Source organism: Silvania confinis, assembly GCF_025564085.1.
GTDB lineage: Bacteria > Pseudomonadota > Gammaproteobacteria > Enterobacterales > Enterobacteriaceae > Enterobacter > Enterobacter confinis.
The window spans coordinates 472,657-495,471 of sequence record NZ_JAMGZJ010000077.1 but is presented as its reverse complement, the minus strand read 5'-3'; the positions used below and the strand labels follow the sequence as shown (position 1 = coordinate 495,471).

General features: G+C 55.2%; 15 protein-coding genes. 9 read left to right on the top strand and 6 right to left on the bottom strand.

Features of this window, described 5'->3' with window-relative positions:
• Positions 1-255 precede the first annotated feature (255 nt).
• Both M8013_RS16355 and M8013_RS16350 read left to right on the top strand, forming a co-directional pair.
• Positions 256-798: a YfaZ family outer membrane protein gene (locus M8013_RS16355; protein ID WP_271268848.1), complete on the top strand. Its 543-nt coding sequence runs from the start codon at positions 256-258 to the stop codon at positions 796-798.
• A gap of 95 nt (positions 799-893) precedes the next feature.
• Positions 894-2,093, top strand: coding sequence for a nicotinamide mononucleotide deamidase-related protein YfaY (locus M8013_RS16350; protein ID WP_271268847.1), 1,200 nt, complete (start codon positions 894-896; stop codon positions 2,091-2,093).
• Positions 2,094-2,103: 10 nt separating this feature from the next.
• Here M8013_RS16350 and yfaE read toward each other — a convergent pair whose 3' ends face one another.
• The 4 genes from yfaE to ubiG form a co-directional block, all read right to left on the bottom strand.
• Complete coding sequence (gene yfaE / locus M8013_RS16345) at positions 2,104-2,358, bottom strand: class I ribonucleotide reductase maintenance protein YfaE (protein ID WP_271268846.1); 255 nt, start codon at positions 2,356-2,358, stop codon at positions 2,104-2,106.
• A complete protein-coding gene (gene nrdB, locus M8013_RS16340) occupies positions 2,358-3,488 on the bottom strand; it encodes a class Ia ribonucleoside-diphosphate reductase subunit beta (RefSeq protein ID WP_271268845.1) in 1,131 nt (376 codons plus the stop codon). Before nrdB ends, yfaE begins: the two co-directional genes overlap by 1 nt.
• An 81-nt stretch (positions 3,489-3,569) precedes the next feature.
• Positions 3,570-5,855 (bottom strand): class 1a ribonucleoside-diphosphate reductase subunit alpha, encoded by a 2,286-nt coding sequence (gene nrdA, locus M8013_RS16335; protein WP_271268844.1) that lies wholly within the window; start codon positions 5,853-5,855, stop codon positions 3,570-3,572.
• Positions 5,856-6,188: 333 nt separating this feature from the next.
• Positions 6,189-6,917, bottom strand: coding sequence for a bifunctional 2-polyprenyl-6-hydroxyphenol methylase/3-demethylubiquinol 3-O-methyltransferase UbiG (gene ubiG / locus M8013_RS16330; protein ID WP_271268843.1), 729 nt, complete (start codon positions 6,915-6,917; stop codon positions 6,189-6,191).
• Between the two features lie 146 nt (positions 6,918-7,063).
• Here ubiG and gyrA point away from each other — a divergent pair, with 146 nt between their 5' ends.
• Together gyrA and rcsC are read left to right on the top strand one after the other, a co-directional pair.
• Complete coding sequence (gene gyrA / locus M8013_RS16325; RefSeq protein ID WP_271268842.1) at positions 7,064-9,700, top strand: DNA topoisomerase (ATP-hydrolyzing) subunit A; 2,637 nt, start codon at positions 7,064-7,066, stop codon at positions 9,698-9,700.
• Positions 9,701-9,843: 143 nt separating this feature from the next.
• A complete protein-coding gene (gene rcsC, locus M8013_RS16320; RefSeq protein ID WP_271268841.1) occupies positions 9,844-12,690 on the top strand; it encodes a two-component system sensor histidine kinase RcsC in 2,847 nt (948 codons plus the stop codon).
• Between the two features lie 115 nt (positions 12,691-12,805).
• Here rcsC and rcsB read toward each other — a convergent pair whose 3' ends face one another.
• Both rcsB and rcsD read right to left on the bottom strand, forming a co-directional pair.
• A complete protein-coding gene (gene rcsB / locus M8013_RS16315) occupies positions 12,806-13,456 on the bottom strand; it encodes a response regulator transcription factor RcsB (RefSeq protein WP_271268840.1) in 651 nt (216 codons plus the stop codon).
• 16 nt (positions 13,457-13,472) lie between these two features.
• Positions 13,473-16,145: a phosphotransferase RcsD gene (rcsD, locus tag M8013_RS16310; RefSeq protein ID WP_271268839.1), complete on the bottom strand. Its 2,673-nt coding sequence runs from the start codon at positions 16,143-16,145 to the stop codon at positions 13,473-13,475.
• 742 nt (positions 16,146-16,887) lie between these two features.
• Between rcsD and M8013_RS16305 the strand changes: the two genes are divergently transcribed.
• The 5 genes from M8013_RS16305 to M8013_RS16285 all read left to right on the top strand — a co-directional run bounded on the left by M8013_RS16305 (position 16,888) and on the right by M8013_RS16285 (position 22,689).
• On the top strand, positions 16,888-18,006 hold the full coding sequence (locus M8013_RS16305) for a porin OmpC (protein WP_271268838.1): 1,119 nt from the start codon (positions 16,888-16,890) through the stop codon (positions 18,004-18,006).
• A gap of 120 nt (positions 18,007-18,126) precedes the next feature.
• Positions 18,127-19,182 carry an FAD:protein FMN transferase ApbE gene (gene apbE / locus M8013_RS16300; protein WP_271268837.1) on the top strand — a complete coding sequence of 352 codons (1,056 nt, stop codon included), beginning with the start codon at positions 18,127-18,129 and terminating at the stop codon, positions 19,180-19,182.
• A 72-nt stretch (positions 19,183-19,254) separates the two neighbouring features.
• Positions 19,255-20,319, top strand: a complete 1,065-nt coding sequence (gene ada, locus M8013_RS16295; protein WP_271268836.1) for a bifunctional DNA-binding transcriptional regulator/O6-methylguanine-DNA methyltransferase Ada — start codon at positions 19,255-19,257, stop codon at positions 20,317-20,319.
• On the top strand, positions 20,319-20,969 hold the full coding sequence (gene alkB / locus M8013_RS16290) for a DNA oxidative demethylase AlkB (protein WP_271268835.1): 651 nt from the start codon (positions 20,319-20,321) through the stop codon (positions 20,967-20,969). The genes ada and alkB overlap by 1 nt, the downstream gene beginning before the upstream one ends.
• A gap of 76 nt (positions 20,970-21,045) precedes the next feature.
• On the top strand, positions 21,046-22,689 hold the full coding sequence (locus M8013_RS16285) for a multidrug ABC transporter permease/ATP-binding protein (protein WP_271268834.1): 1,644 nt from the start codon (positions 21,046-21,048) through the stop codon (positions 22,687-22,689).
• The last annotated feature ends 126 nt before the right edge of the window (positions 22,690-22,815 follow it).

Genomic DNA, 22,815 nt, shown 5'->3' with positions numbered 1-22,815 from the left:
GTCGAGCAGGCCAGACATTAAACCAGCACAAACAACGGGAGCCTGTACTCCCGTTGTCGTTTTCCCCTTCGGCCCGGCGCATCAGGGCGTACTGAATAATCTGTTTTCCATTATTTAACATTGTTAAAACCTGTGAGTATCAACTCGTTACAATCTAATTATCCATTGCCTCACATCAGTATTGATCGCTGGCGAACTCACGTTAAAATCACGCGGTTTGGGACTTTCGATAATTAATTGTGTGGGATCACGACAATGAAAAAAGTGGCATTACTGGGCCTGGGCGGCCTGATGTTTGTTTCTGCAGCGGCGAACGCGATTTCCATCAGCGGTCAGGCCGGTGAGGACTACACCAACCTTGGTTTCGGTTTTGGTACTGAAACGTCGGGTCTGGCGCTGAGCGGTAACTGGACGAACAACGATGATGAAGGTGATATCGCAAGCCTGGGTCTGGGCCTGAATATTCCTCTCGGTCCGTTCCTGGCGACCGTCGGCGGAAAAGGGATCTACACCAACCCGAAAGCAGGCGATGAAGGCTATGCGGCAGCCGTCGGTGGCGGTCTGCAGTGGAAAATCGGCGACAGCTTTGGCCTGTTTGGCGAGTACTACTACTCTCCGGACTCCCTCTCCAGCGGTATTGATAGCTACGAAGAAGCGAATGCCGGTGCGCGCTGGACCATCATGCGTCCTATTACCCTCGAAGCAGGCTACCGTTACGTCAACCTGGCGGGTAAAGACGGCAACCGCGATAGCGCAATTGCCGATGGCCCATACGTTGGTGTGAGCGCAGGTTTCTGATCCCTCTGGCGCGGCCTTCTGCCGCGCCTTGTTTCTCTCTTCCCCCGGCATCCGTTTGCGTTATAGTGTTTTCACCACATAAGCGGGAGAACACAATGATAAACGTGGAGATGCTGTCCACCGGCGATGAAGTACTGCACGGGCAAATTACCGATACCAATGCAGCCTGGCTGGCGGATCTTTTCTTTGAGCAAGGATTACCTTTAACGCGCCGTAACACCGTTGGCGACTCGCTGGAGGCGCTGGTGAACATCCTGCGCGAGCGCAGTGAGCATGCGGATGTGCTGATCGTCAATGGCGGCCTCGGTCCGACCAGCGACGACCTGAGCGCGCTGGCCGCCGCAACGGCCAAAGGTGAAGAGCTGGTGCTGCATGCTGAGTGGCTCAGCCATATGGAGCAATTCTTCAGCGAACGTGGCAGGGTGATGGCACCCAGCAACCGCAAACAGGCCGAAATTCCTGCCAGCGCGGAGTTAGTCGACAATCCGGTCGGCACCGCCTGTGGTTTTGCCGTTCAGCTTAATCGCTGCCTGATGTTTTTCACCCCCGGCGTACCGTCCGAATTTAAGGTGATGGTTGAAAAAGAGATCCTGCCTCGCCTGCGGGCGCGCTTTACCTTACCTGAACCGCCGCTCTGCTTACGCTTGACCACCTTTGGCCGTTCAGAGAGCGATTTAGCACAGAGCCTCGATCACCTGCAGCTTCCGGCAGGCGTCTCGATGGGCTACCGCTCATCTATGCCGATTATCGAACTGAAATTAACCGGTCCGGCAACCGAGAAGGCTGCCATGCTGGCGCTGTGGCCCGAAGTGCAGCGCGTGGCGGGAGAAAGTTTAATATTTGAAGGGACCGAGGGCTTACCGGCGCAAATTGCCCGTGAGCTGCAGGCTCGACAGCTGAGCCTGACCTTAAGCGAACAGCTCACCGGTGGACTGCTGGCTCTCCAGCTCTCCAGAGCCGATACGCCGCTGCTGGCAAGTGAAGTGGTGCCTTCTCAGGAAGAAACGCTGGCGCAAACGGCGCACTGGGCTGCCGAACGACGGGTAAAACATTTCGCCGGACTGGCGCTGGCGGTATCAGGTCTGGAAGAGGAGCATCTCAACATTGCGCTTTCCACGCCGGAAGGCACCCATGCGCTGCGGATGAAAATGAGCGCCACACGTTACAGCATGGCGATCCGTCAGGAAGTTTGCGCGATGATGGCACTCAATATGCTGCGTCGCTGGCTGAACGGGAAGCCGGTTGCCAGTGAGCATGGCTGGATCAACGTGGTCGACACGCTGTTCCTGCCGTAATCGCAGTGGGTTACATCTCGATTTCGATATCGCCTTTTGCCCGGCAGCAGCAGGGCAAAATTTCCCCTTCGCTGATAAACGCCAGCGGTTCGGTGAGCCAGTCAACCTGGCCCGCGATCAGCCGGCAGCGGCAGGAGCCGCAGTAGCCTTCGCGGCACTGGTATTCGACTTCGACCTGGTGGGATTCTAGCGCAATCAGCAGAGAGGGATGCTCTTCCTGGCACAGGAGTTCTGTGCCAGAAAGACGAAGGGTCACGCGGCTCATCAGAGCTCGAAGCTGCTCAGATCGTCAGTGTTGACTTCAGCATCAATCTGACCGACCAGGTAAGAGCTCACTTCCACTTCCTGCGGCGCAACCTGCACGTTATCCGACACCAGCCAGGTGTTGATCCACGGAATAGGGTTGGAGCGAGTCTGGAACGGCAGATCCAGTCCTACCGCCTGCATGCGGATATTGGTGATGTAATCAATGTACTGGCAGAGAATGTCTTTGTTCAGGCCGATCATTGAACCGTCCTGGAACAGGTATTCTGCCCACTCTTTTTCCTGCACTGCCGCTTCAACAAACAGGTCATAGCTCGCCTGTTTGCACTCTTCAGCGATTTCAGCCATTTCCGGGTCATCCACGCCGCTGCGCAGCAGGTTCAGCATATGCTGGGTACCGGTCAGGTGCAGGGCTTCATCGCGGGCGATCAGGCGGATGATTTTGGCGTTCCCTTCCATCAGCTCGCGTTCAGCAAAGGCGAAGGAGCAGGCGAAGCTAACGTAGAAGCGGATCGCTTCCAACGCATTCACGCTCATCAGGCACAGGTACAGTTTCTTCTTCAATTCACGCAGGTTCACGGTCACGGTTTTGCCGTTGACAGTGTGCGTGCCTTCACCCAGCAGATGCCAGTAGCTGGTCATCTCAATCAGATCGTCGTAGTAGTGTGCAATACCCTGGGCACGCTTCAGGATCTGATCGTTGGTCACGATATCGTCAAACACGATTGCCGGATCGTTAACGATGTTACGGATGATATGGGTGTAGGAGCGGGAGTGGATGGTCTCTGAGAACGCCCAGGTTTCAACCCAGGTTTCCAGCTCTGGAATAGAGATCAACGGCAGCAGCGCCACGTTCGGGCTACGTCCCTGGATAGAGTCCAGCAGCGTCTGATATTTCAGGTTGCTGAGGAAGATATGCTTTTCATGCTCTGGCAGGGCCTGGAAGTCGATGCGGTCGCGAGAAACATCAACCTCTTCCGGACGCCAGAAGAAGGAGAGTTGCTTTTCAATCAGCTTTTCGAAGATGTCATATTTTTGCTGATCGTAGCGCGCCACGTTAACCGGCTGGCCGAAGAACATCGGCTCTTTGAGCTGGTCGTTTTTCGTCTGTGAAAAGGTGGTGTATGCCATGAGTGTGTCCTGTGAGAGATTTTGTCAGTCAGACAAACAAAATCGTAGGCCGGGTAAGCGAAGCGCTACCCGGCATTTACATTAAATCTTACATGCGCCGCTTTCGCAGCCGTCGTCCTGAATAGAAGGCACCAGATCGCCCTGCGCATCTTCTGCACCGTCGCGGGTGTTTTGATAGTACAGGGTCTTCACACCAAACTTATAGGCGGTGAGCAGGTCTTTCAGCAACTGCTGCATCGGCACTTTCCCAGACGAGAAGCGGGATGGATCGTAGTTGGTGTTCGCCGAGATAGACTGGTCGATGAATTTCTGCATGATGCCAACCAGCTGCAGATAGCCGTCGTTATTCGGCATTTCCCACAGCAGTTCATAGTTGTTCTTCAGCAGTTCATAGTCCGGCACCACCTGACGCAGGATCCCATCTTTCGACGCTTTGATGCTGACATGACCGCGCGGTGGCTCAATACCGTTGGTGGCGTTAGAGATCTGCGAGGAGGTCTCGGACGGCATCAGGGCAGAGAGCGTGGAGTTACGCAGACCGTGCGTCTGAATCGACTCACGCAGTCCATTCCAGTCAAGATGCAGCGGCTCATTGACGATCGCATCCAGGTCTTTCTTGTAAGTGTCAATTGGCATCACGCCTTTGGCGTAAGTGGTTTCATTGAACCACGGGCAAGCGCCTTGCTCTTTTGCCAGTTCGTTAGAGGCTTTCAGCAGATAATACTGAATAGCTTCAAAGGTCTGGTGCGTCAGATTGTTGGCGCTGCCGTCGGAATAACGCTTACCGTTTTTCGCCAGCCAGTAGGCATAGTTAATCACGCCAATACCCAGCGTACGACGCCCCATTGCCCCGCGTTTTGCCGCCGGGATTGGGTAATCCTGATAGTCCAGCAGGGCATCCAGCGCACGTACCGCCAGCACCGCCAGTTCTTCCAGCTCATCCAGGCTCTTAATAGCACCGAGGTTAAAGGCTGACAGCGTACAGAGCGCGATTTCGCCGCTCTCGTCGTTCACATCGTCCAGCGGTTTGGTCGGCAGGGCGATTTCCAGACACAGGTTGGACTGGCGCACCGGCGCAACAGCTGGATCGAACGGGCTGTGGGTGTTGCAGTGATCGACGTTCTGAATGTAGATACGACCGGTCGACGCACGTTCCTGCATCATCAGGGAGAACAGTTCAACGGCTTTCACACGCTGCTTACGGATGCTGTCGTCGTTTTCGTACTGCACGTACAGACGTTCAAATTTGTCCTGATCGGCGAAGAAGGCATCATACAGGCCAGGCACGTCGGATGGGCTGAACAGCGTGATGTCGTCGCCTTTCAGCAGGCGGGTGTACATCAGCTTGTTGATCTGCACGCCGTAATCCATGTGGCGCACGCGGTTGCCTTCCACGCCACGGTTGTTTTTTAACACCAGCAGGCTTTCAACTTCCAGATGCCACATCGGATAGAACAGGGTCGCAGCACCGCCACGCACGCCGCCCTGGGAGCAGGACTTCACTGCGGTCTGGAAGTGTTTGTAGAACGGAATACAGCCGGTATGGAACGCTTCACCGCCACGGATTGGGCTGCCCAGCGCACGAATGCGACCGGCATTGATGCCGATACCGGCACGCTGGGAAACGTATTTCACAATCGCGCTGGAGGTGGCGTTGATGGAGTCGAGGCTATCGCCGCACTCGATCAGCACGCAGGAGCTGAACTGACGTGTTGGAGTACGCACGCCGGACATGATCGGCGTTGGCAGCGAAATTTTAAAGGTAGAGACCGCGTCATAGAACCGCTTCACGTAGGTCAGGCGGGTGTCGCGTGGGTAGCCCGAGAACAGGCAGGCCGCGACCAGGATGTACAGGAACTGAGCGCTCTCGTAGATCTCACCGGTGACGCGGTTCTGCACCAGGTATTTGCCTTCGAGCTGCTTCACCGCCGCGTAGGAGAAATTCATATCACGCCAGTGATCGATAAACCCGTCCATCTGCTTGAACTCTTCTTCCGTGTAGTCTTCCAGCAGATGCGTGTCATATTTGCCCAACTCAACCATTTTCACCACATGATCGAACAGCGCTGGCGGCTCAAACTGGCCGTACGCTTTTTTACGCAGGTGGAAAATCGCCAGACGGGCTGCGAGGTACTGATAATCCGGTGCATCGCGGGAGATCAGATCGGCCGCGGCTTTGATGATGGTTTCGTGGATATCAGAGGTTTTAATGCCGTCATAGAACTGGATATGGGATCGCAGTTCAACCTGAGAAATTGATACGTTATTCAGTCCTTCTGCTGCCCAGTCGAGAACACGATGGATTTTGTCCAGATTGATACGCTCGGTAGCACCGTCGCGCTTTGTCACCAGCAGACTCTGATTCATGTGGGTTTTTACCTGTCCGTGAAAAAAGAAAATATCCCCCGCTTATCCACAGACTGCTGTGGATAAATACTATATGTAGGGGTTTTACGATAAGAATAACGCAAGATGGTGAGTATTCTAGTAAGGATTCTTTTCAGCACAAGAGTTGCTTTTGAAGTTAAATTCAGGTTGCTAAAGCGTAATAAAGGCTAAGTCCACGTACTGTAAGGCCTGGACGAGATGTCAATATTCAGCAAAAAAAATCGAAAATTTGATCGAGTGCTGATTTCTTCATCGCGAGGAGAGAATTGCGCAACGGATGCTGCGCAATCTTTAGAAAAGCAAGTACTGACGTTAGTCTTTTTTTGCGGTTGTGTGCAGCATGTAGTTAACATCCACACCCGGTGCCAGTTTGAACTTGTCCGTTAACGGATTGTAATGCAGGCCGGTCATGTGCTGCTCCTTGAGCCAGGTCTGATCTACCCAACTCAGCAATTCCGCCGGTTTGATGAACTTTTTCACGTCGTGTGTGCCTTTCGGCACCATGCGCAGCACATACTCCGCACCGACCACCGCCATCAGCCACGCTTTGCCGTTACGGTTGATGGTCGAGAAGAAGACCTGTCCACCCGGCTTCACCAGTTCCGCGCAGGCTCTCACGACCGATTGCGGATCCGGAACGTGCTCGAGCATCTCCATGCAGGTGACAACGTCATACTGATGGGCGAACTTCTGGGCATGCGCTTCGACCGTCTCCTGAACATACTCAACCTGAATACCGCTTTCCAGCGCATGCAGACGCGCCACCTGCAGCGGCTCAAAGCCCATATCCAGTCCGATGACCGTTGCGCCTTCGCGCGCCATGCTCTCAGCCAGGATGCCGCCACCGCAGCCTACATCCAGCACCTTTTTACCGAACAGGCCGCCGGAACGTTCGGCGATATAGCCGAGGCGCAGCGGGTTAATACGGTGCAGCGGTTTAAACTCACCTTCAAGATCCCACCAGCGCGAGGCGACGGCTTCAAATTTGGCGATCTCTTGATGGTCAACGTTGTGAACCACCGGCGTTTTTTCGGCATTCATGGGCGCTTTTACTCCTTTTTTGTTCAGACCCGGGAGTATATCAGTTGGCTGGCGTGAATAAACCGTATTGGTTTACCTCTATCACTATGGCTGTGTTATAATTTGCGACCTTTGAATCCGGGATACAGTAGAGGGATAGCGGTTAGATGAGCGACCTTGCGAGAGAAATTACACCGGTTAACATCGAGGAAGAGCTTAAGAGCTCCTATCTGGATTATGCGATGTCGGTCATTGTTGGCCGTGCGCTACCGGATGTCCGCGATGGACTTAAGCCGGTACACCGTCGCGTACTATACGCCATGAACGTATTGGGCAATGACTGGAATAAAGCCTACAAAAAATCTGCCCGTGTCGTTGGTGACGTAATCGGTAAATACCATCCTCATGGTGATTCCGCGGTGTACGACACCATCGTACGTATGGCGCAGCCATTCTCACTGCGTTACATGCTGGTTGATGGTCAGGGTAACTTCGGTTCGGTCGATGGCGACTCCGCTGCGGCGATGCGTTATACCGAAATCCGTATGTCGAAAATCGCTCACGAGCTGATGGCCGACCTGGAAAAAGACACCGTTGATTTCGTCGATAACTACGACGGCACGGAAAAAATTCCGGAAGTGATGCCAACCAAGATCCCTAACCTGCTGGTGAACGGTTCGTCCGGTATCGCTGTAGGGATGGCGACCAACATTCCGCCGCACAACATCACAGAAGTGATCAACGGCTGTCTGGCGTATATCGACGATGAAGACATCAGCATTGAAGGGCTGATGGAATACATCCCGGGTCCGGACTTCCCGACCGCCGCCATTATCAATGGCCGCCGTGGCATTGAAGAAGCGTACCGCACCGGTCGCGGCAAAATTTATATTCGTGCCCGCGCCGAAGTCGAAGCTGACGCCAAAACCGGCCGTGAGACGATCATCGTCCACGAAATTCCGTATCAGGTGAACAAAGCGCGCCTGATCGAGAAAATTGCCGAGCTGGTCAAAGAGAAACGCATTGAAGGTATCAGTGCCCTGCGCGATGAGTCTGATAAAGACGGCATGCGCATCGTCATTGAAATCAAACGTGACGCAGTGGGTGAGGTGGTACTGAATAACCTGTACTCCCTGACCCAGCTTCAGGTTTCCTTCGGTATCAACATGGTGGCACTGCACCATGGTCAGCCGAAGATCATGAACCTGAAAGATATCCTCGGCGCGTTCGTGCGTCACCGCCGTGAAGTGGTGACTCGCCGTACTATTTTCGAACTGCGCAAAGCGCGCGACCGTGCACACATCCTTGAAGCACTGGCCGTTGCGCTGGCTAACATCGATCCGGTCATCGAGCTGATCCGTCGTGCGCCAACCCCTGCGGAAGCGAAAGCAGGATTAGTCGCACAGCCGTGGGCGCTGGGTAACGTGTCCGCGATGCTGGAACGTGCGGGCGATGATGCTGCCCGTCCGGAGTGGCTGGAGCCCGAGTTTGGCGTGCGTGACGGTCAGTATTACCTGACTGAACAGCAGGCCCAGGCAATTCTGGATCTGCGTCTGCAGAAACTGACCGGCCTTGAGCACGAAAAACTGCTCGACGAGTACAAAGAGCTGCTGGAACAGATTGCTGAACTGCTGCACATTCTGGGCAGCGCCGATCGTCTGATGGAAGTGATCCGCGAAGAGCTGGAACTGGTCCGCGATCAGTTTGGCGATGAGCGTCGCACTGAAATCACCGCAAACAGCTCTGATATCAACATTGAAGATCTGATCAACCGCGAAGACGTGGTGGTCACCCTGTCTCACCAGGGCTATGTGAAATATCAGCCGTTGACCGACTACGAAGCACAGCGTCGTGGTGGTAAAGGCAAATCGGCAGCACGCATTAAAGAAGAAGACTTTATCGACCGCCTGCTGGTGGCCAACACCCATGACACGATCCTCTGCTTCTCCAGCCGCGGTCGTCTGTACTGGATGAAGGTCTATCAGCTGCCGGAAGCAAGCCGTGGCGCGCGTGGACGTCCAATCGTCAACCTGCTGCCGCTGGAGCAGAACGAGCGTATCACCGCAATCCTGCCGGTTCGCGAGTATGCTGAAGGTGTGAACGTCTTTATGGCGACCGCCAGCGGCACCGTGAAGAAAACCGCCCTGACCGAGTTCAGCCGTCCGCGTTCTGCCGGCATTATTGCCGTCAACCTGAACGAAGGCGACGAACTGATTGGCGTGGATCTGACCTCCGGTTCCGACGAAGTGATGCTGTTCTCTGCTGCCGGTAAAGTGGTGCGCTTCAAAGAGGGCGCAGTGCGCGCAATGGGTCGTACGGCGACCGGCGTGCGCGGTATCAAACTGGCGGGTGAAGACCGTGTTGTTTCCCTGATTGTGCCGCGTGGTGATGGTGCGATCCTGACCGTAACGCAGAATGGTTACGGTAAACGTACCGCTGAGACCGAGTATCCAACCAAGTCTCGCGGCACCCAGGGCGTTATCTCCATCAAAGTGACCGAGCGTAACGGTTCCGTTGTTGGCGCGGTACAGGTGACGGATACCGATCAGATCATGATGATCACCGATGCCGGTACGCTGGTGCGTACTCGCGTGTCGGAAATCAGCGTGGTGGGTCGTAATACTCAGGGCGTGATCCTCATCCGTACTGCGGAAGACGAAAACGTGGTGGGTCTGCAGCGTGTCGCTGAGCCGGTGGATGACGAAGAGCTCGATTCCATCGACGGCAGTGCGGCAGAAGGCGACGACGAAATCGCGCCAGAAGCCGACACCGACGACGATGTGGCGGACGACGACGCCGAGTAATGTCTCCTGATGATAAAGGGCCGGTTTCCGGCCCTTTTCTTTTGCCGCGCAGCTGAATTGCAGACAACCGAACATTGCGACGGCGGTGATTTACCGCTACCTTAACCCATTCCTTATGACCCTGACGGCGGAGCCTCGCCCCCTTGAAATACCTCGTCTCCTTTCGAACCACGCTGAAAGTTTCTCGTTATCTTTTTCGGGCGCTGGCGCTCCTGATCTGGCTGCTGATTGCCCTATTTTCGGTGTTTTACATCGTTAATGCCCTGCACCAGAAGGAATCGGAGATCCGTCAGGAATTTAATCTTAGCTTCGATCAGTCCCAGCGCTATATCCAGCGCACCTCGGACGTGATGAAGGAACTCAAGTACATCGCCGAGAATCGTCTGACGGCGGAGAACGGCATTCTGGCGACGCGTGGACGCGACAGCAAAGCCGATGTGCCCAACTTTGAGCCGCTGTTCCCGGATTCCGACTGCTCGGTGATGGGCAATGCCTGGCGCGGTTCCCTCGAGTCGCTGGCGTGGTTTATGCGCTACTGGCGCGATAACTTCTCGGCCGCCTACGATCTAAACCGTGTCTTTTTGATTGGCAGCGAAAACCTGTGCATGGCCGACTTTGGCCTGCGCGATATGCCGGTGGAACGCGACAATGCGCTGAAAAGCCTGCACGAGCGGATCGTAAAATACCGCGATGCACCTCAGGACGAGCGCGGCAATAATCTGTTCTGGATAAGCCAGGGACCGCGCCTGGGCGTGGGGTATTTCTATGCCCTGACCCCGGTCTATCTGGGTAACCGCCTGCAGGCGATGCTCGGTACAGAACAAACCATCCGCATGGAAAACTTTTTCACCCCGGGCACGCTGCCAATGGGGGTGACCATCCTTGATGAAAATGGCCATTCCCTTATTTCACTGGTGGGGCCGGAAAGCCGCCTGAAGGTCGATCCACGCTGGATGCAGGAGCGCTCGTTCTTTGGCTATACGTCCGGGTTCCGCGAACTGGTGCTGAAAAAAAGCCTGCCGCCGTCGTCGCTGAGCATTGTCTACTCAGTTCCAGTGGATATGGTGCTGGAACGGATCCGCATGTTGATCCTCAACTCGGTTCTGCTGAACGTGCTGGTGGGGGTGGCGCTGTTCACATTGGCGCGAATGTACGAGCGTAAAATCTTTATCCCGGCGGAGATCGACGCCCAGCGACTTGAAGAGCATGAGCAGTTCAACCGCAAGATAGTCGCTTCTGCTCCGGTTGGGATCTGCATTCTGCGCACCCTCGACGGGACCAATATCCTGAGTAACGAGCTGGCGCACAATTACCTGAACATGCTGACCCATGAGGACCGACAGCGGCTGACGCAAATTATTTGTGGTCAGCAGGTCAACTTTGTCGATGTGCTGACCAGCAACAACACCAATCTGCAAATCAGCTTTGTCCATTCGCGCTATCGCAACGAAAACGTGGCCATCTGCGTACTGGTGGACGTCTCTGCGCGCGTCAAAATGGAAGAGTCACTGCAGGACATGGCCCAGGCCGCGGAGCAGGCCAGCCAGTCGAAATCGATGTTCCTCGCCACCGTCAGCCATGAGCTGCGTACTCCGCTGTATGGCATTATCGGTAACCTCGATCTGCTGCAAACCAAAGAGCTGCCGCGGGGTGTCGATCGTCTGGTGACGGCGATGAATAACTCCTCCAGCCTGCTGTTGAAAATCATCAGCGATATTCTCGATTTCTCGAAAATTGAATCGGAGCAGCTGAAAATTGAACCGCGGGAATTCTCCCCGCGCGAGGTGATGAGCCATATCAGTGCCAACTATCTGCCGCTGGTGGTGCGTAAGCAGCTGGGGCTGTACTGCTTTATTGAACCGGATGTGCCGGTAACGCTGGAGGGCGATCCGATGCGCCTCCAGCAGGTCATTTCAAACCTGCTCAGCAATGCCATTAAATTCACCGACATGGGCTGCATTGTTATGCATGTGTCCAGGGCAGGGGACTACCTGAGCATCCGGGTGCGCGACACCGGGGTGGGTATTCCGGCCAAAGAGGTGGTTAAACTGTTCGACCCCTTCTTCCAGGTGGGTACCGGGGTGCAGCGTAACTTCCAGGGGACCGGGCTGGGGCTGGCGATTTGTGAAAAGCTGATTAGCATGATGGACGGCGATATCTCGGTAGATACTGAGCCGGGCATGGGCAGCCAGTTCACCATCCGTATTCCGCTGTATGCCGCGCAGCCATCGGACAACGCATCGCCAGAAGGCCTGAGCGACAAGCGCTGCTGGCTGGCGGTCAATAACGCATCGCTGTTTACCTTCCTCGAGTCACTGCTGACCCAAAGCGGCATTCGCGTGGCGCGATACGCCGGTCAAACGCCGGATGCGGAAGATATGTTAATCGCTGACGATGAACTGGCGCAGCCGTGGCAGGGCAAAGCGGCGGTGATCTTCTGCCGACGCCATATCGGTATTCCGCTGGAGTACGCTCATGGGGAGTGGGTGAACAGCGTGGCATCGCCGCACGAGCTGATCGCTCTGCTTGCGCGAATTTATCGCGTAGAAATGGAGGCCGGGGGTACCAGCAACGCACTGCCGTCGCCGGAGTCGGAGCAATCGCTGAACGAAGACATGATGATTCTGGTGGTCGATGACCATCCGATCAACCGCCGCCTGCTGGCTGACCAGCTCGGTTCGCTGGGCTATCAGTGTAAAACGGCGAATGACGGCGTGGATGCCTTGAACGTGTTGAGCAAAAACCATATCGACATTGTCCTGAGCGACGTCAACATGCCGAATATGGACGGTTATCGACTGACCCAGCGTATTCGCCAGCTTGGCCTGACGCTGCCGGTGGTGGGCGTGACGGCTAACGCCCTGGCAGAAGAGAAGCAGCGCTGTCTGGAGTCGGGAATGGACAGCTGCCTGTCCAAACCAGTGACGCTGGACGTGTTAAAGCAGACGCTGACGGTGTACGCCGAGCGGGTGAGGAAAACGCGGGTGTAAGGGGGGCCTGATGCCCTCACCCAAACCCTCTCCCGCCGGGAGAGGGCGCAAACATAAAAAAAGGCAACTGACGTTGCCTTTTTGCGTTTACCTCGCCACCCGGCGTCTTACAGAATCAATCTTTATCTGCCGGACTCAGCGTCACAGAAGAGAGATAGTTCAGCAGGGCGATATCGTTTTCCACACCCAGCTTCATCATTGCCGATTTCTTCTGGCTACTGATGGTCTTAATGCTGCGGTTCAGCTTTTTGGCAATCTCGGTGACCAGGAAGCCTTCTGCGAACAAGCGCAGCACTTCGCTCTCTTTCGGTGACAGACGTTTGTCGCCGTAACCGCCCGCGCTGATTTTTTCCAGCAGGCGAGAGACGCTTTCCGGGGTAAATTTCTTCCCTTTCTGCAGCGCAGCGAGCGCTTTTGGCAGATCGGTAGGTGCGCCCTGTTTCAGGACAATCCCTTCGATATCGAGTTCCAGCACGGCGCTTAAGATGGCCGGGTTGTTGTTCATGGTCAGCACGATAATCGAAATGCTCGGGAAGTGGCGCTTGATGTACTTGATAAGCGTAATCCCGTCACCGTACTTATCTCCAGGCATGGAAAGGTCGGTGATGAGTACGTGGGCATCAAGTTTTGGCAAATTGTTAATCAGTGCTGTGGAATCTTCAAATTCACCAACAACGTTCACCCATTCGATCTGTTCAAGTGATTTGCGAATACCGAACAGTACAATCGGATGGTCATCGGCAATAATTACGTTCATATTGTTCATGTATAGGGCTACCTTGCTACAGCAAGCTTTTGACATAGGCGTCAATGTCGCTGATGTATTTTTCTATGCTGGCGGCATCTTTCTCGCGAATAAGATGTTCCAGCGTTTCACATAATTGCTTGCCTGGAACCAGATTAAGCATGGCAAACACCCCTTTAAGCCGGTGTGCTGTCTGAGCCAGCGCCGCAAAATCGTTCGCGGCCGACTCAGTATACAACCTCTTAACATCATCTGGTACTGTGTCTACAAAGAGCGAATAATAACCGCTGGCCTGAAGTTCGGCATTTTCATTACCGCCCAGTGGGGATTCCGGGGTCGCTTCCTGCGCCAGCTGCTCCTCTATTAGTTGTAGTACAGCTTCCTGCATAGCATTGCTCATATTAAAGTTAACGCGCACCTGACCGGGGCCTATTTTGCGCACGCCAGACTCATCATCGCTTAAAAGCAAGCCCGAGGCAGTAAGATTAGACGGATTATCCGTTATAAAGAGATCATATTCTTGACTTGCCAGCCTTTCATCCGGCGAAATGCAGGTTGCCCCCCAGTTTTCCAACTGACGCACCACGATACTGCGGATCTCATTCGAAGTGACGTCCACCATGGCCACCACCTCATCCAGCAGGCGTTCGTCATCTTCCGCTTCCTGCGGGCTGGCAGGCATTTTGACATGCAGCGAGTAACGGGTGCCAAGCGATTCGCGTGCTTTAATGTTCAGATGGCCGCCGAGCTTACGCGCCAGTTGATCGCAGAGCCAGAAGGTGAGGGCATTCGCTTTGCCGTAATTATCATTCTGCGTATCATTGAGGAACGGGAAGTGCAGATTGTCGATCTCGCTGGTCGTGACCCCTTCTCCGGTATCGAGGATACGGAAGGTCAGACGATCTTCGGCAGATTCGTCGTTGCCCACTTCGAGGGTGATTTTACCGATTTGGGTAGTGGTGACCGCATACTGGATCAGCATCAGCAGGATCCGGCGCAGCGCGTCACGGTCGCCGTGGCGCTCATCGTTGGCGGGCAGCGGATTGTTAATCAGCAGCTGCAGCCCTTTGCGCTTAATCACCGGCAACACTTCCGGTACCACTTCGTCGATCAGATCCTGAATAGAGAACAGCGTTGCGCTGCTTTTCCAGCTCTCATTTTCGAGCATGTTGGCGAGCTGGATCTCATCCACCAGACGCACCAGCGTATCGGCATGACCCGACAACTGAAGGCTTTCCGGGCTGGTTAAATGCGCCGCTTCGCTGGCCAGCGCCTTCAGTGGCAGCTTAAACGCTTCGCCAATATTCTGCATAAACGCGGCCCGGCCCTGCTGGTTCTTCTCGTAAAGTCTCTGCGCCTGCTTAAGCTTTTTATTCACCAGCACCTCGCGATCCTGATCGCGAATGATGAATATCTGCGTCCGGGAGGCCACCTGGCTGCGGAACTGGCGGATCTCGTACAGCTCATTATTGATGGTGGCCTGAATGACCCCCTGATGCTGATCTGCCATGCTGGTGATGTTTTGCAGGTTCAGGTGCGGCAGCAGGTGGTCGGCAATTTTGTTGCTGATAATCGTCCGGTTCGCTTCCTGATCGTGCACCAGCAGGCCCAGGGGCAGCACGGAGACGATCTCTTCATTTAATGCCCGCAGCACCCGCAGTTCGTTGCTGGAGGCGCTGGTGGCCGGGAGATCGCTCTGACGGCCGGGCTGTGAGCGGAAGGTACTGTAGCCAAACAGCGCCAGGGCCAGCAGCCCGATGTTAAGCAGCAGCGGCAACAGGATATTTTGCAGCGTATCCAGCAGGAGCGTACCGAACGGCACCTGCCAGACCAGACGCATCCCGGTGGTGTTCAGCGAGGAAGCAATCTCAATTTTCGACCCGTTAAAGGAGATCGCTACGCTGTCCGGGCTCTCTTTATCGTTGGGCGCGCGCAGGTTTTGAGCGGCGGTATCCGGTTCCAGGCGGAAGCTCTCCAGCGGCATATCCGGCGGGATCAGATCGTTAATCGGCAGATCAAAGGCGACCACCGTCGCCAGATGCCCTGGCTGGTTGAAGGTGGTGCGCAGAGTAAAGTAGTGGCCGTTTTGCCACGCCAGTCGGCGCAGGGAAGAGAAGCTCTCGCGCTCGTCCAGTGCATTGGCTTGCTGCAGCATCTCCGCACGACGGGAGTCAACAACCGTGCCGACCGTCGATTCTTTAAAGCCCGAAGAGAGATCTTTCAGCGGCAGCGTCGAGATCAGGATCATGCTGTTGTCCTGACCGTTGAGATAGTACATCGACCAGGGCACGGTCTCGGCACCCCACAACGTATCCAGATAAGAAGACATACGCTGGGTCATTTCAAGCGTGGCGCTGTCATGCGAACCGAAAATCAGCGCTTCGGTTTTGCGGCGTGTTTTTTCAAGATAGTAGACGTCCTGCTTCAGGCGCGTTTCCTGCAAACCGGCAGCGGAAGAGGTGGTGGGTGTCGCCGCAATGTTGTCGTAAATCTGCCAGGTCGCGTAGCGCCACGTATCGATGCGTTTATGCAGCGCGTGGCTGATGTCCACAATTTGATAGCTTCTGTCTTTTAACCAGGTGTTAACCGCGCTTTGCACCATCACGCCCATGGTCACTAACAGCACAACGATCAATAGAAGAAAGAAACGGGTGATGCTGCCCGGAAGCAGAGAGAATTTGTTCGCGGCGGTGGTTTCTGACTGACTCATTGATGTGTTTGACCCGTTATGGCTGCGCTTGCGACGAATAGGGCAGTATAAAGAGTAATAATCGAATTTCCAGCGCCGCGCCATCGGCGAGGCTGACTTTTTATCCCGCTCACTTGCGGCGGGGGCGTTGTTTTAAATTTGTACGCAGAGAGAAGAGTTGTACAAATTGCCCGCAATAACGCCGAATAAATAGCACGAATAAACAAGAAATTATATTATCCACTCTATTTTTAGGGCGGGGAAATGTTCACCGGAAGGATGATTAATAGGGGTTATAGTTTCAAGCGGGTAGCACAGATAATTAAATTTGCGTAAAGAAGGGTAAAAAAAAACCGAATGCATTGCATTCGGCTGAGTACAGATAAACAGACATTCAAAATTGAATGACGGTAATAAATAAAGTTAATGATGATAGCGAGAGATATTCTAGCTGCGAGGGAGAAATTTGTTTTGTCAATCAGTGCTATAAAAAATTATTAAGTAAGCTATTGTTTTTACTATGTGTTTTGTATTTTTTGATTTTTAATGCTTTATTTTTTAGCTAATCGTGCGATCAAGAAGTTCCCTTGAATTTACAAATTGAAACACCAATATGGCAAAATGAAACATCTTAAAAGTTTTAGTATCATATTCGTGTTGGATTATTCTGTATTTTTGAGGAGAATGAAGTTGCCGACTGGTTGAGAGGGTCAACCAGAAAGCAGTGGCAATAATAAAAGACATATAACAGAGGGTTAAAATAATGAAAGTTAAAGTCCTGTCCCTCCTGGTACCAGCACTGCTGGTAGCGGGCGCAGCAAATGCGGCTGAAATTTATAACAAAGACGGCAACAAATTAGATCTGTACGGTAAAGTTGATGGTCTGCACTATTTCTCTGATGACAAAGGTGCTGATGGCGATCAGACCTACATGCGTCTCGGCTTCAAAGGCGAAACCCAGGTTAACGATCAGATCACCGGCTACGGTCAGTGGGAATACCAGGTTCAGGGTAACACCACCGAAAGCGACAACCAGTCCTGGACGCGTGTTGCCTTCGCAGGTCTGAAATTCGCTGAAGCGGGTTCTTTCGACTACGGCCGTAACTACGGCGTTGTTTATGACGTCACCTCCTGGACCGACGTGCTGCCAGAATTCGGCGGCGACACTTACGGTTCCGATAACTTCCTGCAATCCCGTGCTAACGGTGTAGCAACCTACCGTAACCAGGACTTCTTCGGTCTGGTTGATGGCCTGAACTTTGCTCTGCAGTATCAGGGCAAAAATGGCAGCGCCAGCGGTGAAAACGACACCGGTCGTAGCCTGCTGAAACAGAACGGCGACGCATTCGGCGGCTCCGTAACTTACGATCTGGGCGAAGGCTTCAGCGTAGGTGCAGCAGCAGCATCTTCCAAGCGTACTGCTGACCAGAACGGTGCAGACGTGTACGGTCACGGCGACCGTGCTGACGTGTACAGCGGCGGTCTGAAATACGACGCGAACAACCTGTACCTCGCAGCGCAGTACTCCCAGACTTACAACGCGACCCGTTTTGGTAACTCTCAGAACAACAGCACCGTTTACGGTTTTGCTGATAAAGCGCAGAACTTTGAAGTGGTTGCGCAGTACCAGTTCGACTTCGGTCTGCGTCCATCCGTGGCTTACCTGCAGTCTAAAGGTAAGGACGTGAGCAACGGCACCAACAACTTCGGCGACCAGGATCTGCTGAAATATGTTGATGTTGGCGCGACTTACTACTTCAACAAAAACATGTCCACCTACGTTGATTACAAAATCAACCTGTTGGATGACAGCAGCTTTACTCGCCAGGCGGGTATCAGCACTGATGACATCGTAGCGCTGGGTCTGGTTTACCAGTTCTAAGTCGCACGCAGTATTGTAAAAGGGGCCAATCGGCCCCTTTTTTTGGCATCCACATTAGGGTCTTACAAACCCGACTTTTTGGTGTACTCTTGCCGGTCTCAGGCTTGAGGATAATAACGAATGGAAATTACTTTTCTTCGTGTCGGCTTCCTGGCGACACTTTTTATGCTGGCTGCATGTGACAACACTTCCCCTCCGGTAAAGGTCGAGACGGCCGCCGCGACGGTGCTGGAAGGCAAAACGATGGGTACGTTCTGGCGCGTCAGCGTCATGGATATCCCCGCAACCCGAGCCGATGAACTGCGCGCAAAAATTCAGTCCCAGCTGGATGCCGATGACCAGCTGATGTCCACCTATAAACCCGATTCCGCCTTGATGCGCTTTAATCAGTCGCAGAGCACCTCGCCGTGGCCGGTGAGTGAAGCGATGGCGGACATCGTCACCGAAGCGCTGCGGGTTGGCTATAAAACCAAGGGAGCGATGGATATCACCGTCGGCCCGCTGGTCAATCTGTGGGGGTTTGGTCCCAATAAACAGCCGCTGACAACCCCCGAACAGGCGCAAATTGACGATGCGCGGGCGCAAACCGGCCTGCAGCATCTGACGGTGATCAACCAGTCCGGGAAGCAGTATCTGGAAAAAGATATCCCGGATCTGTTTGTCGATCTCTCGACCGTAGGCGAAGGCTTTGCGGCGGATCATCTGGCGACGCTGATGGCCGAAGAGGGGATCTCCCGCTATCTGGTCTCAGTGGGGGGGGCGCTGGTTAGCCGGGGAATGAACGCCAGCGATAAGCCGTGGCGGGTGGCGATCCAGAAACCGACCGACCAGCAGAATGCGGTGCAGGCGATTGTCGACATCAACGGCCATGGCATCAGCACTTCCGGCAGCTACCGCAACTATTATGAGCTGGACGGAAAGCGTATTTCGCACGTAATCGATCCGCAGACCGGCCGCCCGATCACGCATAACCTGGTGTCGGTGACGGTTATCGCACCCACCGCGCTGGAAGCGGATGCCTGGGATACCGGCCTGATGGTGTTGGGCACCGAAAAAGCCCAGGAGATCGTGCGTGAGCAAGGTCTGGCGGTGTATATGATCACCCGGGAAGGGGAAGGTTACAAAACCTGGATGTCCCCACAATTCGCCAGCTTCCTGGTGAACGGACCGAATTAAAAAGCAAGGTTGCGGGTTTATGATCGGTGGCGCTCAGGCAGGGTATGAGTATGCTTAAAGAAGGAGCCGATCATGAAAACCCCGAACCTGAATAACGACGATCTGCGCTGGCTGGCGGTGCTGGCCCGCGATCCCCATGCCGACGGTCAGTTTGTGTTTGCCGTACAAACTACCGGTATCTTCTGCCGACCCTCCTGCCGGGCACGTCACGCGTTGCGTGAGAATGTCCGCTTTTATCCTGATGCCCACCAGGCAGAGCAGGCCGGTTTTCGCCCCTGCAAACGCTGCCGCCCCGATCAGCGCGATCCTGACGCGCAGCGCGTTGCTACCATCGAAAAAGCCTGCCGTCTGCTCGAGCAGGATCAGCCTCTGACGCTGGAGCAGCTGGCGCAGGCGGTGGCGATGAGCCCGTACCATCTTCATCGGCTGTTTAAAGCCGCGACCGGCATGACGCCTAAAGCCTGGCAGCAGGCGGCGCGGGTGAAGCGTCTTCGTCAGGCTCTGGCGCTGGGCGACAAGGTCACCGACTCGGTGCTGGCGGCCGGTTTCCCCGACAGCAGCAGCTATTACCGCAACGCCGATGCGGCGCTGGGGATGACCGCGAAGCAGTATCGCCGCGGAGGGGGATCCACTACCGTGCATTACGCTCTGAGTGACTGCGCGCTGGGCCGCTGCCTGGTAGCGGAAAGCGTGCGCGGGATCTGCGCGATTTTGCCCGGCGATGACGACCACAGCCTGGTTGCCGAGCTGGAGACGCTGTTTCCCCACGCGCAGCGCGAGCAGGCTGACGCCGCGTTTGCGGCGCGAGTGAATCAGGTGATTGCCAGTATCGATAACCATGCCCTGGCGCTGACTCTACCTCTGGATATCCGTGGGACTGCTTTTCAATTGCAGGTCTGGCAGGCGCTGCGCGCCATACGCAGCGGAGAGACGGCGAGTTACCAGCAGGTGGCCAACGCCATTGGTAATCCTGGCGCAGTGCGCGCGGTTGCCCGGGCCTGTGCTGCCAATACACTGGCGATTATCATTCCCTGCCACCGGGTGGTGCGCAGCGACGGCGGGCTCTCTGGCTATCGCTGGGGAGCGGCCCGTAAAGCCGCGCTGCTTAAGCGCGAAGCCAACCCGCAGGAGGAATAATGCTTGATCTGTTTGCCGACGCCGAACCCTGGCATGAACCTCTGGCCCCCGGCGCGCTGATCCTGCGCCGTTTTGCGCTGGCGTGCGCGCCTGAGCTTATGCACGACATCGGACAGGTAGCCGCCCTGTCGCCGTTTCGCCAGATGGTAACGCCAGGCGGATACACTATGTCGGTGGCGATGACCAACTGCGGCGCGCTGGGCTGGACTACCGACGCGCGCGGTTATCTCTATTCACCCCTCGACCCGCTCACCCATGCGCATTGGCCGCCGATGCCGCAGGCGTTTGCACAACTGTGCCAGGCGGCCGCCACGGCTGCGGGCTACCCTGACTTTCAGCCTGATGCCTGCCTGATAAACCGCTATGGCATCGGGGCAAAGCTGTCGCTGCATCAGGATAAAGACGAAGCGGATCTGCGGGCGCCGATTGTCTCGGTGTCGCTCGGTCTGCCCGCTGTGTTTCAGTTTGGCGGGTTACATCGTAACGATCCGCTGCAGCGCCTGCTGCTGGAGCACGGCGACGTCGTGGTGTGGGGCGGGCCTTCGCGGCTGTTTTACCACGGCATCCAGCCGCTGAAAGCGGGCCATCACCCCCTGACCGGCGACTGTCGTTACAACCTGACGTTCCGCCAGGCAGCGAATAACGAATAAAAATAAGAATTATTCTTGCTGTCAGCGGCGGGCAGTTTACACTGCTGGCTGTTTTTTCTTGTGTGGATTGCTTTGCATGGAACTCCTGTTACTGGTCTGGCGTCAATACCGCTGGCCGTTTATCGCGGTGATGGCGTTAAGCCTGCTCAGCGCTGCGCTGGGTATTGGCCTGATCGCCTTTATCAACCTGCGCCTAATTGAAACCGTCGACACTACCCTGATGGTGTTGCCGGAATTTCTGGGATTGCTGCTGCTGCTGATGGCGGTGACCCTCGGCTCACAGCTGGCGCTGACGACCCTCGGCCACCACTTCGTCTATCGTCTGCGCAGTGAGTTTATCAAACGCATTCTGGATACCCAGGTTGAACGCGTGGAACAGCTTGGCAGCGCCTCGCTGCTGGCGGGGCTGACCAGCGATGTGCGCTCGATTACCATCGCTTTTGTCCGTCTGCCGGAGCTGGTGCAGGGGATTATCCTGACCTTCGGTTCAGCCGCCTATCTGGCCTGGCTGTCGACCAAAATGCTGGCGATCACCGCCCTGTGGATTGTGATCACCATCTGGGGTGGCTACATGCTGGTATCGCGGGTTTATCGCCATATGGCCGTGCTGCGAGAAACCGAAGACAAGCTCTATAACGATTATCAGACTGTACTGGAAGGGCGCAAAGAGCTGACCCTCAACCGCGAGCGCGCCGAGCATATCTTTAATAACCTGTATGTCCCCGATGCCCGCGAATATCGCCACCACATTGTGCGCGCCGACACCTTCCACCTGAGTGCGGTGAACTGGTCAAACATTATGATGCTGGGCGCGATTGGCCTGGTGTTCTGGATGGCCAACAGCCTGGGCTGGGCCGATACCAACGTGGCGGCGACCTACTCGTTGACCCTGCTGTTCCTGCGCACGCCGCTACTCTCGGCCGTTGGCGCGTTGCCAACCTTGCTCAGCGCCCAGGTGGCTTTTAACAAGCTGAGAAAGTTTGACCTCGCGCCGTATAAAGCGGAATTCCCGCGTCCAGAAGCATTCCCGAACTGGCAAACGCTGGAACTGCGCAACGTGACGTTCACCTATCAGGACAACACCTTCTCCGTCGGACCGGTGAATCTCACCATTAACCGTGGCGAACTGCTGTTCCTGATTGGCGGCAACGGCAGCGGTAAATCGACGCTGGCGATGTTGCTGACCGGGCTGTATCAACCCCAGTCTGGCGAAATCCTGCTGGACGGCAAACTACTGAGCGCAGAAAAGCCGGAAGATTATCGCAAGCTGTTCTCTGCCGTGTTTACCGACGTCTGGCTGTTCGATCAGCTACTGGGCCCGGAAGGCAAACAGGCCGACCCGGCGCTGGTGGAGAAGTGGCTGGCGCATCTGCAAATGTCGCACAAGCTGGAGCTGCAGGATGGCAAAATCCTCAACCTGAAGCTGTCGAAAGGGCAGAAAAAGCGCGTGGCGCTGCTGCTGGCGCTGGCGGAAGAGCGCGATATCATCCTGCTGGATGAGTGGGCCGCTGACCAGGACCCACATTTCCGCCGCGAGTTTTATCAGGTGCTGCTGCCGCTGATGCAGCTGATGGGCAAAACCATCTTTGCCATCAGCCATGACGATCACTATTTCATTCACGCCGACCGCCTGCTTGAGATGCGCAGCGGCCAGCTGAGCGAACTGATCGGAGCCGAGCGTGACGCCGCGTCGCGTGATGCGGTAGCCCGTACTGCCTGAGTGACAATGTGCCGGGTGGCGGCTTCGCCTGCCCGGCCTCAATTCTGATTTTTTCTCCTTTCCTGTCATTCGTTTATTAAAATTTACACAACCTCGCGCTATGCTTAATGCCAACTCATTTCATGG

What these genes read in the sequence shown, in the direction of transcription:
- M8013_RS16350 (WP_271268847.1), top strand. Translation starts at nt 894, where the DNA reads ATGATAAACGTGGAGATGCTGTCCACCGGCGATGAAGTACTGCACGGG.
- ada (WP_271268836.1), top strand. Translation starts at nt 19,255, where the DNA reads ATGAAAACCCCGAACCTGAATAACGACGATCTGCGCTGGCTGGCGGTG.
- yfaE (WP_271268846.1), bottom strand. Translation starts at nt 2,358, where the DNA reads ATGAGCCGCGTGACCCTTCGTCTTTCTGGCACAGAACTCCTGTGCCAG.
- M8013_RS16355 (WP_271268848.1), top strand. Translation starts at nt 256, where the DNA reads ATGAAAAAAGTGGCATTACTGGGCCTGGGCGGCCTGATGTTTGTTTCT.
- M8013_RS16285 (WP_271268834.1), top strand. Translation starts at nt 21,046, where the DNA reads ATGGAACTCCTGTTACTGGTCTGGCGTCAATACCGCTGGCCGTTTATC.
- nrdA (WP_271268844.1), bottom strand. Translation starts at nt 5,855, where the DNA reads ATGAATCAGAGTCTGCTGGTGACAAAGCGCGACGGTGCTACCGAGCGT.
- nrdB (WP_271268845.1), bottom strand. Translation starts at nt 3,488, where the DNA reads ATGGCATACACCACCTTTTCACAGACGAAAAACGACCAGCTCAAAGAG.
- apbE (WP_271268837.1), top strand. Translation starts at nt 18,127, where the DNA reads ATGGAAATTACTTTTCTTCGTGTCGGCTTCCTGGCGACACTTTTTATG.
- gyrA (WP_271268842.1), top strand. Translation starts at nt 7,064, where the DNA reads ATGAGCGACCTTGCGAGAGAAATTACACCGGTTAACATCGAGGAAGAG.
- M8013_RS16305 (WP_271268838.1), top strand. Translation starts at nt 16,888, where the DNA reads ATGAAAGTTAAAGTCCTGTCCCTCCTGGTACCAGCACTGCTGGTAGCG.
- rcsB (WP_271268840.1), bottom strand. Translation starts at nt 13,456, where the DNA reads ATGAACAATATGAACGTAATTATTGCCGATGACCATCCGATTGTACTG.
- alkB (WP_271268835.1), top strand. Translation starts at nt 20,319, where the DNA reads ATGCTTGATCTGTTTGCCGACGCCGAACCCTGGCATGAACCTCTGGCC.
- ubiG (WP_271268843.1), bottom strand. Translation starts at nt 6,917, where the DNA reads ATGAATGCCGAAAAAACGCCGGTGGTTCACAACGTTGACCATCAAGAG.
- rcsD (WP_271268839.1), bottom strand. Translation starts at nt 16,145, where the DNA reads ATGAGTCAGTCAGAAACCACCGCCGCGAACAAATTCTCTCTGCTTCCG.